Consider the following 16,685-nt stretch of genomic DNA (forward strand, 5'->3'; position numbering starts at 1 on the left):
TTTTTACATGTCTACTTGGGTTGATACGACTAAGGTTATCCCTTTCATTGGGTTACTGTAATTGCATTAGTATTGATTACATATAAACCAGCTGAATGGTTAACCTCTCGGGTTGTTAAAGAGGACGATAGCTTTGGATCTCATATCTTGGTAAACATCATCTTTACAGTATTTCTAATGTCTATCTTTTTAACTGTTATTGGCACTTGGATTGGAAGCCGCCATATCAGCATGGAGCCTATTCGTATGTTTTTCTACAAATGGCCTCGTAACTTCGCTATTTCTTTCTTTGTTGAAGCTTGTATTGCAAAGCCAATAGCTCGTTTAGTAATGTCAAAGAAACATCAGTATACAGATTCAAAGGCAGATGCGGCATAGTTTTAATTAGCGTCGACAAATCGTCGTCAGTCACACCTTATTTTAATAAATGATACTAAAAAGGCTCTAGCAAAATCTGCTAGAGCCTTTTGGTGGAAACGGGATTGTTGGCGGAGAAAGGAGGATTTACCCCCCTTAAGATCATAACCCATTCGCCTTTTTAGAGACATGTGAATAAAACAGGTTATCATACTCCCTAGATTATGTTTTAGATTCTCATCAGTCTATTAAATTATATGTCTTTTTTTTGCTAAAGAGCATCGTACTTTCAGTACGGTTTACTTCACCAAACTAATCCAACAAAATTAACGCATAAGAAAACCCACAACTAATTTACATTAAAACGATATTACACCTAAAGTAGCTAAAATATTTGTTATAACTATTAATAACGGGAAAGACATTACAGTTCTAAAAAGAAATACTTTAGTTACATCCCAAAAGTTTAAACCAATTTTGCTTTTAACTAAAATCATTCCAGTTTCAGACATAAATACCAACTGGGTAAATGCTAATACACCAATAAAAAATCTTGAGGCTTCAGAGACCGATGTACCGATAAATAAAGCTGGTAAATACATATCTGCAAATCCAGCAACTGATGCTGGTGCCATGACTGTTGCTACTTCGCTACTGTACCCTATCCAAGTATAGAAATACACCAGTGGTGCACTAATGATACTGAAAAACGGGGTATATTCTGCCACTACTAAAGATAATGTTCCAACCGCCATAATAATAGGTAAGAAACCAACGTATATGTTAACAATATTTTTTAACGCCTCAATCAATACTTTTCCGATTTTGGCATCTCCTGCCTGCTTTATTGCAGATTCATATGAATACTCAAAAACAGTTTTACCTTTTGGAATCTCAATTATATTAGGAGTTACCCCTTTATAATAAGTTGGTGGAAATTTCTTAAGTGGCATTCTAGATGTAATAAAAGCCAATATAATAGTTACTAATGCAATAGATCCATAAAATATCGGGAAAATATGCGCAAATCCTAGCTCTTCAGCTACTGCAGAAGCAAATGCTATACCTACAATAGAAAAACTGGTTGCAATTATATAAGCTTCTCTTTTATTATAGTATCCTCTTTGATATTGGGTATCCGTTACCACAATACCAATTGTACCATCACCAACAAAGGATGCAATGGCATCGATAGTTGAATAGCCTGGTACTTTAAACAACTTTATAACTATAGGCCCTAATAAAATACCTACAAATTCAACAATACCAAAATGTGTTAATAAAGGAAGGGCAATAATACCTACAAAGAATGTTATATAAAGTATGGTTAAAAGACCACCATCTCCTGCCATTAGCCCGCCAGTATCGCCATCTAAAATCATACCTGCGAACCCATAGTTTTGAAACCAATTGTTAATCACCATAAGGTATAAAAATGAGCCAACTACCCTTAGTACAAGATTTAAAGGTGATGCTTTGAATACGGAATTAGCAAACTCATTTTTTGAAGAATAAAAGATAAAAAGAATAGTTGCAATTAACACAACCCATGTACAAATAACAGTGAAACCAATAAATGAATCAAGCATATTGGCTGTAACAAAATTTACTATGTGGGATATAGCAATCTTACTTTCTCCATTAATATTAAAAGGTATTAGAAAAAAAATAAATCCAAAAATTGATAAAAATACAAACTTTAACTTATTTATCATACTTACAAACCCCCATTTTGTCTTAACTACGATGCACATTTTCTAGAATAACATATGCCCAAAAGTGTTTCAATAGGTTTTTGCATACTTTGTATAAATAGTTCTTGTCTTCTTTTCAAAGTTCACCCTGTATCACTCTAATGAATATAAATCAATGCATAAGAAAAACCACAACTAATTATTTATTAGTTGTGGTTTTTACTGGTGGAGGCGAGGGGTGTCGAACCCCTGTCCGAAAGCCATAACACCTAGGCATCTACGAGCGTAGTCAGTACTTTAAAATTCCCGTCTCCTAACCCCTACTGACGGGGTTTAGGTTCCGGTAGCTTCATATTTTCCGTTTCTGGGTCAAAGCTAATTATTACAACGTATTAGCCTCAAATTTCTCTTTGGCTCTTTCTATGGACACCCCATGTTTAAATCCTCCCTATAGTGTTAACATATATATCCCCGCAATTAGTAATAGCACTGATATTACTCTTATCATTATTTTGAATTTCTTAGTTCCCCACAATTTATCTTCCATGTTTGTATTTGATACTATAGGCTCGTTGCTAAACATCATTAGTATAGACATAACTACCGCCCCTAGGTCTGTATAAATAAAGGTTATTATTGAATATATTATTATAATACACGCTATTATTTTAACTACCATACTTTTACCACCTTTTATTGTTATATTTAGCTAAATATTCGCTACTTGGTGCCACTGCTCCAATAAATTTTTGGTTTTAATAAATTCCTTTATAAACTTAAACATACTGGATCTCCCCTTATAAATAAACTTCTATTATTTATTTTATAACAAATAAATTAAGAATTATTAGATAAAAGTATTAAGAATTATTAATATAAGTTAAATCCATTCATCCTTAGATAATATTACAGGAGATTGTAACGTAACAATTATTATGACTTTCTCTTCTTTTTTCTTGCAAACATATAAACCGCCACAAGACAAATAAAAAGTCCTGTTACTGCTGGTTTAATAATTGAAGCCCCAGAATCTCCTGCAAAAACCACACTCCATATAATTTTCAATACAGCTGCCCCTATAATTATGATAATGCCGTACTTTAATTTTCTTTTCCAGAAGGCTAGTATTAATAAGTAAAAAAACAAAGGAACTGAAAGACTAAGAAATATCTTTTGAAAATCCCAGGCTCCAAAAGTATAAGATTTTTCAAAGGCCAAAAACTCTTCTATAGCAGGTGCCACCTCTGTTGGAGTATTGAACCAAAACATACTTGTAAAAAGTGCGAAGATTGTTAAGGACATTCCGCATAAACTTTTCTTGTAGGCAAAAAAGCAAATAGGAATAATAAAGAGAGGTCTGATATACCAACTCAAAACATTTTGATGTCTACTATAAGCCCAATCCACAAATTCCTTATTACTTAAAAATAGCACCAAAAATACCAATGTAAAAATGAAAAATATTAAAGCAATCTTTTTATCATTTCTTTGTAAAAATATCTTCATAATTTAACTCCCCCTATAATTTAATTTGATTTCATTCCATTAATAAGAATATCTAACAACTCATCTGCCCACTCATAAAGTTCAGTTTCATGCTGAGTTATATTTTCCATTTCAAAATGCTTTAGCATTTCGTCAAGAACTGCTTGATTTAAAGTCATAAACATTTGAACACAAGCTTTTGTGCTAAGATTATTATTAATTTCACCTTTCATTTTCGCAGACTCCACTAGCCCTATAAAAAAACTTTCACCCGATTCATTTGCTCCTTTTAAAATTTCTTTCTTTAACTCTTCGTTTATCTCTTTTGCAAATTGATTTCCAATAGCTGCATATTGAGGTTTCATAGTGGCAAAGTCAATACCCTTTCTAAAAAGGACTTTTACAAGTTCAAATATTGTCAATTCTTTTGACATTTCTGCCTCCTTAGAGAAAAAAAGTATTTTTTCTTGGGTGGCTAGTGATAAAATGTATTTGTACATGTGAAGTTTATCTTCAAAATATTGATAAAAACTACCCTTTGGTATTTTAGTCATTTTAACGATATTATTTAGACTACTCTCATTATAAGAATGGTTCCCAAACTCAATTAAGGCTGCGTTGATAATAATATTTTTCTTTTCCTCTGAAAGTTTTTTAAAAGCATTTTTTGCCATTTAATTCATCTCCTAGTCAATGATATATGGAACTATGACTACTTAGTCGCACTTCTAATTTAATTATATGACCACCAAGTCACAATGTCAATACATAATTGTTAAGCGTAATTAAGTTCTATGATTTATTTATTGGTTTATTGGTTTATAGACATAAAAAAAGATAGAAGTTTTCTTCTACCTTATATGGATTGCAAATTAACCACTGAAAAAAAGTATAGCATTAAACACCATCTTTACAAACCTTAGTTTGAAGTCCTTGTGAATCTCCGGCTATTATTTATAGCAACAGGCTCACTTCATTCCCCTCTAACACCTCTGAGTTCCAAAGAATTTCCAAATGAAATAACATCGATAACCGATGGTATTCGTTAAATAATAAGAAAACCCTCAACTAAAATTAATTAGTCGAGGGTTTCACTGGTGGAGGCGAGGGGTGTCGAACCCCTGTCCGAAAGCCATAACACCTAGGCATCTACGAGCGTAGTCAGTACTTTAAAATTCCCGTCTCCTAACCCCTACTGACGGGGTTTAGGTTCCGGTAGCTTCATATTTTCCGTTCCTGGGTCAAAGCTTTCCCAAGCTCGGTTCACCGCTGTCGGCGCCCTATCCTAAGTCGCGGTATTCAAAGGTAAGACGTAGCAGACTAAGCTGCTAGTGCTAAATTATCGTTTGCGTTTAAATTGTTCCAATAGTTTTTTAACGCGGGTCCATAGGTTCCCTCGGCTCGCTTCCTCGATGCAACGTACCCCCGTCGAAACCAAGTACGCCCCCTAATATGTCAAAAGATTAAACTAAACCTTTTGTACTACAATAATATATAAATATTATTGTTTGTAATCTCGCAAATTTAAATTATTAAATTTTTATGACCCGTAAATCAATTATATATTAACTGTTAATCTAATTTTTTGTTACTTACTATAAACCTAATGATACACTATATCATATGCTTTATCAAGTGCTAATATCATGGAATGTATGTGTAATACTTCTAGTTATCTCATTCTCTCTTTTATCTGCCTATCCATATCTCTCTTAGCATCTTTTTCTAACATTGCATCTCTTTTATCATAATCCTTTTTACCACGAACAACACCAAGATTAACTTTTACCTTAGTATCTTTAAGATAAAGCGATAATGGAACTAGTGTAAAACCCTTTTGAGACGTAAATGATGCTAGTTTTTCTATTTGTACTTTATGAAGCAATAATTTTCTTACTCTTAATGGATCAGTATTAAATTGATTACCATTTTCGTAATGGCTAACATGCATATTTTTTATAAATACTTCACCATTTATAACATCTGCATAACTATCTCTTAAGTTAGCTTTTCCTGATCTAATAGATTTTACTTCTGTACCAACAAGCGCTATACCAGCTTCCATTGCTTCCTCTATAAAATAATCATGTCTTGCTTTCTTATTCTCTGCTAATGTTTTATTTTCTGTTTTCTTTGCCATAATTTCACCTGCTTTATTCTTATTAATATAGTACAAGAGTATATATAATTATACTATAAATCATGCTCTTTTTCAAGAATATATGGATTATTCTCACATATCTAACTTTAATCAGAAAATTGCAGAAGAGGACATACATCCCCTTCTGCAATTTTAGATTCAAATGTTACATAATCATCTTATTTCGCCACATCATCACTAATAAGTTCATTCAAATCTTTAACTGTATATTCTTTTTCATCTTCATTTTCATTCTTTTTTCCATCTATATTTTCTTCTTCGTCTTCTTTTTCAACAAAATCGAAATAAACCTCATGAGTAGCTAAGTCAACTTTACTAACTATGATTCTTACCTCTTCACCCAATCTATATGTCTTTTTAGTTCTCTCACCAACTAGAGTTAAATGCCTTTCATCAAAGACATAATAATCATCATCTAAGCTAGTCATATGAACTAACCCTTCTATAGTATTAGGAAGTTCTATAAACAGACCAAAGTTAGTTACTGAAGAAATAATACCATCATATTCTTCACCAATTCTATCACTCATATACTCAGCTTTCTTTAAGTCATCTACATCTCTCTCAGCTTCCATAGCTACTCTTTCCATATCAGAAGATTGTTTTGATGCAATCTCAACTTCCTTAGTTAATCTTTCATTTCTAGCCTCACTTAATCCACCATTTATAACCTCTTTAATTATCCTATGGATCATTAAATCAGGATATCTTCTAATTGGTGATGTAAAATGGCAGTAATATTTAGATGCTAATCCGAAATGACCAACACATTCTGGAGAATATTTTGCTTTCATCATAGAACGAAGTAGCAAAGTGCTAAGTACCATTTCTTCTTTTTTACCTTTTACTTTAGCTATTACTTCCTGAAGCATTCTAGGGTGTATTTCATTTCCCCACTTCATAGCATATCCAAAGTTATATGCAAATTCACTAAATCTAGTTAGTTTTTCTTCATCAGGGTCCTCATGAATTCTATATACAAATGGTACGTTTAGCCAGAAGAAATGCTCAGCAACAGTTTCATTAGCAGTTAACATGAATTCTTCAACCACTCTATTTGCTATACCTCTCTCATAAGGAACAATGTCTATTGGTTTTCCGAGTTCATTTAATATTATTTTACACTCATCAAAATCAAAATCTATAGCGCCTCTATCCATTCTCTTTTTATTAAGAATCCCGCATAATTTTTCCATGTTTTTAAAATCTTCATGTAAGTATTCATATTTTTTGATTATTTCAGGATCCTTATCTCTGAGTATTTTAGTCACATCAGTATAAGTCATCCTCTCATTAGTCTTTATAATACTTTCCACTATCTCATGATCTACACTTTTACCGTTCTTATCTATTTCCATAAAGCAAGTAAGAGCTAATCTATCCACTTTAGGGTTCAAACTACAAACACCATTAGATAATTTTTTAGGAAGCATTGGTATAACCCTATCAATAAGGTATACTGAAGTTGCTCTTTTTAATGCTTCTTTGTCTAGTGGATTTTTATCTTTAACATAATGAGAAACATCTGCTATATGAACTCCTAAACGATAGTTTCCATTCTCTAAAACCTGAACGGACACAGCATCATCTAGATCTTTAGCATCCTCTCCATCTATAGTTACCATAGTTAAATCCCTTAAATCTTTTCTCCTTGCATACTCTTCCTTTGGAATTTCTTCATTTATATTATCAGCATAGGCCTCTACATTGGGTGGGAACTCCTCTGGTAGTTTATGTTTTTTTATTATAGTTAATATATCAATACCTGCGTCACCAATATTTCCGAGAATTTCAATAATTCTCCCCTCAGGATTTCTCCTTTGTTCTGGCCACTGAGTTATTTCAGCTATTACTATTTGCCCTGTTTTGGCCTTCATTCTATCTGCCTTAGGAATAAATATATCTTGGGCTATCCTCTTGTCATCAGCTACAACAAATCCAAAATTACTACTGTCTTGATAAGTTCCTATTATTGTTTTATTGGACCTTTCAATTACTTTTGCAATTTCACCTTCACATTTCTTGCCACCATTTTCTTCTTTTAAAATCCTTGCAAGAACTTTATCACCATTCATTGCTCCATTTACATTATCTGCTGGAATAAATACATCCGGCCTTTCTACTTCTGCTATTACAAACCCAAATCCTCTTTGATGTCCTTGATATTTACCAAGTATAAGTCCCATCTTCTCTGGAGTACCATAACATTCAGTTTTTGATTTAGCTATATCACCATCTCTTTCCATCTCTGCCAGCATCGCAGCAAACCCTTTCATGTCTTTTTTCCTAATATCAAAGATTTTATAGAGCTCACCTATATTCATAGGCTTATATGCCTGGTCATTCATAAAATTTATTAAAGTTTCTCTTATATCCATTAATTTTCCTCCTGTTACTTCTTTATATTTAATATCTTTTCTAATTTCACTAAAAAATATTTATTATTAATTTAATTTTTCATTAATTTCTTTGTTAATTTATTCATGTGTTTCTATAATTACTCACTTTTATTATAGTCCAAAAAATACGTCTAGTATATACTATATAATTATATACTTCCCTATTATCCAATAAAAATGCCCACATTAAATAGCTTTATTTAATGTGGGCACTTTTGTCGAAATATATTTTATTAAGAATTCTTCACAGAAATCGACTTTTTTATACAAAATAAAGCAGCCCTTGGGGGTGGGCTGCTTTAAACAAATAAAAAGGGGGCTATTTATCTCTCTATTTATCTTTACTACTTAATTATATTAAATTTAATCCTTGTTTGCAAGTGGTTTTGGCAAAACTTGTTGTAAATTATTCTTAACATAATGATATTTTGTTCATATTTTATTCATTTCTAATATAATTAACAATATTAATGCTAAATTAAACCTGTTTTAAAGAATTTATCTCATCTTCCGACAATTCTCTACATTGTCCTTCTAGTAAATTTTCATCTAATTTTAAAGGTCCGAAACTAACCCTTCTTAAAAATACAACTTTCTTGTCTACACTCTCAAACATTCTTTTGACTTGATGAAATTTCCCTTCTTGAATAGTAACCATTATCTCGGATCCATTCTCATCTGCATTTAATACTTCGAGTATTGCGGGCATACATTTATATCCGTCATCAATTACAACCCCTTTCTTAAAGGCGTTCACATCGCTTTCATCTACGAATCTGTTAATTTCTGCATAATATACCTTATCTACATGATTCTTAGGTGCTATCAATTTATGATTTAATTCACCATCATTAGTAATTAGTAGTAATCCCACTGTATCTTTATCAAGTCTACCTATTGGGAATGGATCAAATGCCTTGTACTCCTCATCTATTAGATCAATTACAGTTTCATCATGTTTATCCACTGTAGCCGAAACCACACCAGATGGCTTATTCATGATTAAGTATATGTACTTCCTATAATTAATTTCTTCACCTGATACCTTTATTATTGCTTTATCTGGATCAATTTTCATAGCATTGTCAGAAATTATAACACCATCTACTTCTACTTTACCTTTTTTTAATATTGCCTTTACTTCTTTTCTTGTTCCGTGACCTAAATTTGATAATATCTTGTCTATTCTTTCCAAATATATTCATCTCCTTAATATTTCTATAGATTCATGTAAACTTCATTTAAAACGTTACATATTTTACTCATAAAAAAAACAGCCTATAAAAGCTGTTTTAAATTTATTCTTTAACTTCTATCTCTAGTATATCATAATCTTCATATGAAAAACTCTTATAAAAGCTTTTTGATAATACAAGTAATCTATATATTCCTTTAGTAAAAGGCATAAAGATATAATCATCTTTCATGCTGTACTTTTGCACCAAGCTCCAGTCTCCCTTTTCCATTAGATAGAACTCATATACAACTTCCTTGCCGCCCATGCTTTGCACCCCAAAGGTTATTGTTTCATTAACCTTGAAATTCGCCCTATCACTTATGATTTTTGTATCTGTTACTGGTAAAGATTCATGTACTTCTATTCTTATCTCTTTCTTGCTATCATATTCACTAGTGCTCTTTTTATTTTTTGCAAGAAGTTCTATCGAATAAGTTCCACTACATTTAGGTTTAATCTCATAATTTTTATGTTCAACAAAACCCGTTTGTTCCACTGAGTGACCATCTATTTTTAAAACATAATTTAAAATGTTGTCTTTTGTATTCTCAAATATAACTTGAAGAGAAATAGTATCTCCAACCATAAAATACTCTCGTGTTGGCATTAAAACATATTGTATTTTAGCTGGAATACATTCTAAAGCCTCAATGTATACTATTGAATGAGCATCGAATTCCCTCTTTGAATACTTGTCTTTTACTCTTACCTCAAGTTTGAATTTTCCTAGTTCTTCAGGTGTGAAATTTACAAATTCATGAATTCCAAATTCCATTTTCTCTATCTCGTTACCATCCTTTGAAATTGTAAAACTATATCTTAAAGAAATTCCACCAGTGGCTTTAACTATAACATTGACAGATTCACCTAACACAACTATATCTTTTTTGTCCATTAGTATATCTTCTATGACCACATTTTCATTTCCTATATCATCAATTATAAAATCTATAGAGGCCTCGCTCTCATATTCTCCTTCGAATGAACTATCCTTCACCCATAAGCTTGCTTTAAACTCTCCAGCTTCTTTTGGTGTCCATGTATAGTTGTTTTTTCTAATATAACCTGAATCTTCCACAGAATTTCCATCAATTCTAAACCTATATAATAAATCGTTTCCACCATGTGTTATACACTTAAAAACAATGCTCGTATCACATATTTGTGGCGAACTCAAATCACTAGTAAAACTCTGTATGTTAATTTCTTCATAAGGGTCTACGCTATAATTAATTAATGCCCTATCATCAAATTCATGAAGAGAATACATATCCTTTGCCATACATAGAAGCTTATAATCTCCCCTGTTTTCTTCAATATAACTAACTAACTTTTTAGTTGAATAATCTTGTATACACTTAGTATTTCCCTGCGAATTTATTTTTACGAATTTGTATAGAATCATTCTGTTATCCTCATACTTTGCCTCAACCTCAAAAACTAACTCAAGACCTTCTAATATTTTCTCAGTCAAACATTTAAAATTCATAATTTCTAAGGACTGCATAGCCTTAACATTAAATCCTATTTTCATAAAGTCATCAAACATATTTTCAGAATCTAAATTTCTGCATTCTACTAAAAACTCTTGCTTGCCAGAAAATTTCGAGGTCCAAATAACTATGTTCTCCGGAGAGTAATCCTTTATAAGTAACCAATTCCCCTTTTCACATACCCAATATCTATACATAATAGGAGTTTTTGCGGAATCTACTGTTAATGTAATCTTTTCACCTACAACTATTTCTTCTTTGTCTATGTAAATATCATTTATTAGTTTTTCTTCACCATCACCTACAATATAATCAGTCTTTGACATAAAATCAAAGGGCTTATTACTTTTTTTCCTTTTAGCTTGTACCATTACTGAATACCTCCCATCAATCTGCGGTCTCCATATAACATCACTAGCTTCGCTTAATTTCTTTAATGTAGTCCAGGTTCCCTCAAGACCTACAAGAAATTTGTAGTCTAGATTTTCCTCTATTTTATTTTCAACACTTATTTCAATTTCTTTATACTTTTCTTTATAATTCTCCTCAATCTCTTCAGATCTAAACAAAATATTCATCTCATTCATTTAACCTTACCTACCTTTACAAATAAGCTATGTAATACTAATTTGTTATTTAAAATCAGCCTCTATAATAATATATTATACTATATTTACATTATTTGTAACAGTATATATTCCATTTTTTTATTTCTAATTAAAGACATAAACTTTCATTATTTTATATAAAAAGAATGATTTATTTAAATATTATATCCATTTATAGAATTAAAGATGATATTGTGAAATTTCTATTTTTAATAAATTCTTATAAAAATAGCTAGTAATTATAATTACTAGCTATTCCCTAATTATTGTATTAATTCATTTATTTTGATACTATTGCTTCGCTTTTAAAATTAGTTTGATTAAATTATTATAAAGCTTTTCATCATCTTCATTTGTTCGCTTTTTAGGGCCGTAGGTTTTTCCACCACTACGTCTTGCCTTTCCTGACAAATGCCTCTCAAATAATAATTTATCAATATTTTCATCATCGTATATGTGACCTTTAGGGCCTATAGCAAATGAACCTTTGGCTAAAACCATAGCAGCAACGCCAAAATCTTGAGTAATTACTATATCATTTAGCTTAGCTTCGTTTGCTACTTTCATATCAACAGTTTGGAACCCACTATCCACATATCTTATTGAGGCATAATCACTGCTTAAAACATGATTAATATCACAATACATAATTAGTTCAACAGAGTTTTCCTTAGCTGCCTTTTCTATTAGATGTTTGCCAGGGCATCCATCTGCATCTACAATAATTCTCATATTTTTTTTCTCATTTCTCTAAAGTCTTTTTTCAAGTTCTGCTTTTAATTCTTCATATCCTGCTTTTCCAAGAAGAGCAAACATATTTTTCTTGTATGCTTCAACTCCTGGTTGATCAAAAGGATTTACACCTAATAAATATCCACTTACAGCTAAAGCTTTTTCAAAGAAATAGACCATATGTCCAAAATTATATGCGCTTAATGCTGGTACATTTAAAATAATGTTTGGTACATCACCATCATTATGAGCAAGGACTGTTCCTTGAGATGCCTTTTTATTAACGAAATCCATAGTTTTACCGGCTAAAAAGTTCAATCCGTCTAGATCTCCACTTTCCTCATTTACTACAACTTCTCTTCTTGGTTTTTCAACATTTATAACTGTTTCAAATATATTTCTTACGCCTTCTTGAATATATTGTCCCATAGAATGCAAATCTGTTGAGAAATTAACTGATGCTGGGAATATTCCCTTTTGGTCTTTTCCTTCACTTTCACCACAAAGTTGTTTCCACCACTCACCAAAATATTGAAGTGCAGGTTCATAGTTTACTAAAATCTCTGTAACCTTACCTTTTCTATATAATGCATTTCTAGCTGCTGCATATTTGTAACAATCATTTTTATTTATATCTGGTTCATTATAAGCAACTCTAGCATCAGCTGCGCCCTTCATCATCTCATCAATATCAATACCCGCTGCTGCTATTGGAAGAAGTCCTACAGCTGTAAGTACTGAGAATCTACCGCCAATATCATCTGGAATTACAAAAGTTTCGTATCCAGCTGCATCTGCTGATTTTTTAAGAGCTCCGCGAGCTTTATCAGTAGTTGCAAAAATTCTTGCTTTCGCTCCTTCTACTCCGTATTTCTTTTCTAATAATCCTTTGAATATTCTAAAAGCAATAGCAGGTTCTGTAGTAGTTCCTGATTTTGATATTACGTTAACAGAAAAATCTTTACCTTCTACAAGGTCAATTAAATCTGCCATATATGTAGAACTTATATTATTTCCGGCAAAGAAAACTGCTGGAGATTTTCTTTTATCACTTGATAAACTATTGTGAAAGCTATGACATAATGTCTCTATAGCTGCTCTAGCTCCTAAATATGATCCACCTATTCCAATTACAATTAAAACCTCTGAATTACTTTTTATCTTATCTGCTGCCTTTTTGATTCTTGCAAATTCAGCTTTGTCATAATTTACAGGAAGGTCTATCCAACCTAAATATTCATTTCCTGGACCTGTTTTATATGTAAGCATCTTATGTGCTGTAGACACCATTGGCTGAAAATATGAAATTTCATGTTCACCTAAATATGGCACTGTTTTGCTTAAATCTATTGATAATACTTTTCCCATTAATAAATCCTCCTTTAAAACATCTTGAATCAAATATTTATACTTACATTACTTTCTAAAACAATATAAAATAATTTTAGTTTATTCAAGAAAATAAATCAAGTTTTTTAATAAAATTTTATAATTATTGAAGATTATGTATTTAATATTAGAATTAATATGAACTCACTTGTAACATGTTGCATATATTAAATTATATTAATAAAAGAGGTGTGATTTTTTTTGATTATTCATGTTGTAAAACCCGGTGAAAACTTATATAAAATATCTAAATTATATGGTGTTTCATATAATAAAATTGCTTCTGATAATGAACTTGCAAACCCTAATCAACTTGTGGTAGGACAAACACTTGTAATATTGCAAGTTACTCGATCACATAAAATTCTTCCTGGAGAATCACTTTATAGTATATCCAAATTATACGGAACAACTATTGCAAATTTATATGCTGCAAATCCCATTTTAAATAGTTCTATTATACTTTACCCTGGTCAAATTATTAATATACCACCTACCCCAAAATTAGGTTCTATTGAAGTTAACGCTTATGCGCTTCCTAGTACAAATATGGATGTTCTTGCAAAAACTTTACCAAACCTCACATACCTTAGTATATTTAGTCATCAAATACTCCCTGATGGATCTCTAAAAGACATTAATGATGCGCCCTTAATAAGCGCAGCTAGAAATGCTAAAGTCGCTCCTATGATGGTAGTTACGAATCTAAAAGAAGGTGGTGGATTCGATAGCGCGCTAGCACATACCATATTAACAAATCAAACCGTGCAAAACACATTAATTAATAACATAATTAGTACATTAAAAAGCAAAAATTATTATGGTTTAGATATAGATCTAGAATATATTTTTCCTGAAGATAGAGAAAATTATAATAGTTTCTTGCGAAGAGTAGTAACTACTTTAAAACCTTTAGGATATCCTGTTACCACCGCGCTAGCCCCTAAACCCTCTGGCGATATAAAAGGATTACTTTATGAGGCCCATGATTACCCAGTTCACGGCGCTCTCGCAAATCATGTTATATTAATGACCTATGAGTGGGGTTATACAGCCGGTCCTCCTCTTGCAGTATCACCATTAAATGAAGTAAAGAAAATTCTTGATTATGCGGTAACTGTAATCCCAAGTAAAAAGATATTTATGGGAATTCCTAATTACGGTTATGATTGGACTTTGCCTTGGGTAAAAGGAACTAAAGCAAGAGCACTCGGCAATGTAGAAGCAGTGGATCTTGCAAGGACAGAAAATGCTGCTATTAAATATGACTATACTTCTCAGGCTCCATTTTTTAATTACTATGATTCAAATGGGAAAGAACATGTAGTTTGGTTTGAAGATGCTAGAAGCATGAATGCTAAACTTAGGACCGCTAATGATTATAATCTCGGTGGGGTTAGTTATTGGACAATCGGCAAATACTTCCCTCAAGCTTGGCTGGTTCAAAATTCTTTGTTTGATGTTAAAAAATTGCTTTAGGTAAAAATTTTTAATCTTGACTCTAAACCACAAAATTTCCTTAGATTATTCTATAACTAAAAGGATATATTGCTGTTTTACGCAATATATCCTTTTGCTTGCTAATTAAATAGTTAACATTATAAACCATAAACTTACATTGATTTTCCTATACTACATATAAAGCTTTCTTACCTATCTCATCAATATATTCGATTACGGATTTGTCTGTTTTTAAATCTATATACAAAGTACAATACTTATCATCCTTTTGCCATAGAAGTTTTATTTCATCCTTTTGAGACTCTAGAACCTCGAATTCTCCATTGAATGCTATATATTCATTTCTAAACCTTATAAGTGTTAATAACCTCTGAACAACTTCTTGCTTAAGTGATTGTTCTATTTCTTCCAAGCTGAAGTTGTGACGATTAATTTCACGTCCTTCACCCGTTTTATTAACATTTTCCACATCATTTTTTCCAGCCAAAAGACCAACATAATATACTTGTGGTATTCCTGGTGCAAAAAACTGAATAGCTCTTGCTGCGAGATATGCATCATCTTCACAGTTTAAAACGGAATAATAGGAACATCTTATCTGATGGACATCAAATCCGTCCAGGCCCTTATGTTCATCGGACATAATAAGACTAAGATTAGAGCCTCTTTCCAAACAAACATCCACAAGCTTTTTAGCTTCCTTAGTATCTATAAGATCATCCATGTCCGGTTTCACTGGTATGCCATCATGACAGTCAAGCATAGTAAATTGCTTACTGGGACGATTTTTCAGATATTCACAAAGCTTCTCACTTGATTTATTAATTAGAGTGTCTAGAATTGTGTATGGCAAAATGAAATCGTATATCCAACATCCGTGATCTGCAAGCCTGTTTTGAACTCTATAATGTGAATGAAGTTCAGGCAGTAATTCAATTCCTAAGGAATTTGCAAGTTCTATTATCCAATCAAGGAACTCATATATCTCTGGTTCCACAAAAAAACAACTTGTTCCAAGCTTTTTTATAACATATCCAACCGCATCTAACCTTACAATCTTAACATTTTGCTTACTGAAATTTACGAGAAAATCGGTAAGTAGCTGTTTAATCTTATCTGATTTTATGTCCAGGTCAATCTGCTCAGATGGTTCTGTTTTACCAAATGTTGTCCATACTTTTTCCTCCTCGCCAGTTTCTTCTATATTAAAAGTGGAGTAGGGTACTTTTCTACGAAGAAACATCTTTTCAACATCTTTCTTTACTGGAGCGCCATCTTCCCAAACCTTATCTAATGTTATAAATAAATCAGCATATTCTGATTTACGACCCCTCATCAAAAAATCTTGGAAATATATAGACTTTTGAGAAATATGATTTACCATAAGATCCACTAAGACATCGAAATTTTCTCCAATAGCCCTGATATCTTCCCACGTACCAAATTCAGGTTCTATTTCTAAATAAGTTAACGGCGCAAAACCCCTGTCACCTGATGACGGAAAAGGAGGCAAAATATGAATTCCTCCTTTAAAAATATCCGAGAAATATTTCATTAGAATATTATTTAATGCTTTTAAATCTCCTCCCAAGGAATCTGGATAAGTAATTAGCTGTACCTGATTTTTTACTGCCATGTTGCAATCTCTCCTTTAAATTTTGCACCTATG

General features: G+C 31.8%; 13 protein-coding genes and 1 other RNA gene. 2 read left to right on the forward strand and 12 right to left on the reverse strand.

Going from position 1 to position 16,685, the window contains the following annotated elements:
- Positions 1-231: 231 nt before the first annotated feature.
- On the forward strand, positions 232-378 hold the full coding sequence (locus tag KPL55_RS25975; RefSeq protein ID WP_246599405.1) for a hypothetical protein: 147 nt from the start codon (positions 232-234) through the stop codon (positions 376-378).
- 338 nt (positions 379-716) lie between these two features.
- On the opposite strand, the gene KPL55_RS11155 is transcribed toward KPL55_RS25975, so the two are convergent.
- From KPL55_RS11155 to KPL55_RS11205, 11 genes are all read right to left on the reverse strand, one after another.
- Entirely contained in the window at positions 717-2,072 is a 1,356-nt protein-coding gene (locus KPL55_RS11155; protein ID WP_216306794.1) for a YjiH family protein, read from the reverse strand.
- Positions 2,073-2,499: 427 nt separating this feature from the next.
- Complete coding sequence (locus KPL55_RS11160) at positions 2,500-2,730, reverse strand: hypothetical protein (RefSeq protein ID WP_216306795.1); 231 nt, start codon at positions 2,728-2,730, stop codon at positions 2,500-2,502.
- Positions 2,731-2,984: 254 nt separating this feature from the next.
- The gene (locus tag KPL55_RS11165) at positions 2,985-3,557 is read right to left on the reverse strand and encodes a hypothetical protein (protein ID WP_216306796.1); all 573 of its coding nucleotides are present in this window, start codon (positions 3,555-3,557) and stop codon (positions 2,985-2,987) included.
- Between the two features lie 20 nt (positions 3,558-3,577).
- Positions 3,578-4,210: a TetR/AcrR family transcriptional regulator gene (locus KPL55_RS11170; protein ID WP_216306797.1), complete on the reverse strand. Its 633-nt coding sequence runs from the start codon at positions 4,208-4,210 to the stop codon at positions 3,578-3,580.
- A 421-nt stretch (positions 4,211-4,631) separates the two neighbouring features.
- Positions 4,632-4,984, reverse strand: a transfer-messenger RNA (tmRNA) gene (ssrA, locus tag KPL55_RS11175).
- A 224-nt stretch (positions 4,985-5,208) separates the two neighbouring features.
- On the reverse strand, positions 5,209-5,676 hold the full coding sequence (gene smpB / locus KPL55_RS11180; protein WP_216306798.1) for an SsrA-binding protein SmpB: 468 nt from the start codon (positions 5,674-5,676) through the stop codon (positions 5,209-5,211).
- A 179-nt stretch (positions 5,677-5,855) separates the two neighbouring features.
- Positions 5,856-8,075, reverse strand: coding sequence for a ribonuclease R (gene rnr / locus KPL55_RS11185; RefSeq protein WP_216306799.1), 2,220 nt, complete (start codon positions 8,073-8,075; stop codon positions 5,856-5,858).
- A 499-nt stretch (positions 8,076-8,574) separates the two neighbouring features.
- On the reverse strand, positions 8,575-9,291 hold the full coding sequence (locus KPL55_RS11190; RefSeq protein ID WP_216306800.1) for a pseudouridine synthase: 717 nt from the start codon (positions 9,289-9,291) through the stop codon (positions 8,575-8,577).
- Positions 9,292-9,394: 103 nt separating this feature from the next.
- Positions 9,395-11,413: a triple tyrosine motif-containing protein gene (locus KPL55_RS11195; protein ID WP_216306801.1), complete on the reverse strand. Its 2,019-nt coding sequence runs from the start codon at positions 11,411-11,413 to the stop codon at positions 9,395-9,397.
- Positions 11,414-11,725: 312 nt separating this feature from the next.
- A complete protein-coding gene (locus tag KPL55_RS11200) occupies positions 11,726-12,166 on the reverse strand; it encodes a YaiI/YqxD family protein (protein ID WP_216306802.1) in 441 nt (146 codons plus the stop codon).
- 18 nt (positions 12,167-12,184) lie between these two features.
- Positions 12,185-13,534 carry a glucose-6-phosphate isomerase gene (locus KPL55_RS11205; RefSeq protein WP_216306803.1) on the reverse strand — a complete coding sequence of 450 codons (1,350 nt, stop codon included), beginning with the start codon at positions 13,532-13,534 and terminating at the stop codon, positions 12,185-12,187.
- A 222-nt stretch (positions 13,535-13,756) separates the two neighbouring features.
- Between KPL55_RS11205 and KPL55_RS11210 the strand changes: the two genes are divergently transcribed.
- Positions 13,757-15,034 (forward strand): glycosyl hydrolase family 18 protein, encoded by a 1,278-nt coding sequence (locus KPL55_RS11210; protein ID WP_216306804.1) that lies wholly within the window; start codon positions 13,757-13,759, stop codon positions 15,032-15,034.
- Between the two features lie 148 nt (positions 15,035-15,182).
- Here KPL55_RS11210 and gtfA read toward each other — a convergent pair whose 3' ends face one another.
- Positions 15,183-16,652 (reverse strand): sucrose phosphorylase, encoded by a 1,470-nt coding sequence (gtfA, locus tag KPL55_RS11215; protein WP_216306805.1) that lies wholly within the window; start codon positions 16,650-16,652, stop codon positions 15,183-15,185.
- Positions 16,653-16,685: the final 33 nt, after the last annotated feature.

The organism is Clostridium lacusfryxellense (assembly GCF_018861735.1).
Taxonomy (GTDB): Bacteria; Bacillota; Clostridia; order Clostridiales; family Clostridiaceae; genus Clostridium_AD; species Clostridium_AD lacusfryxellense.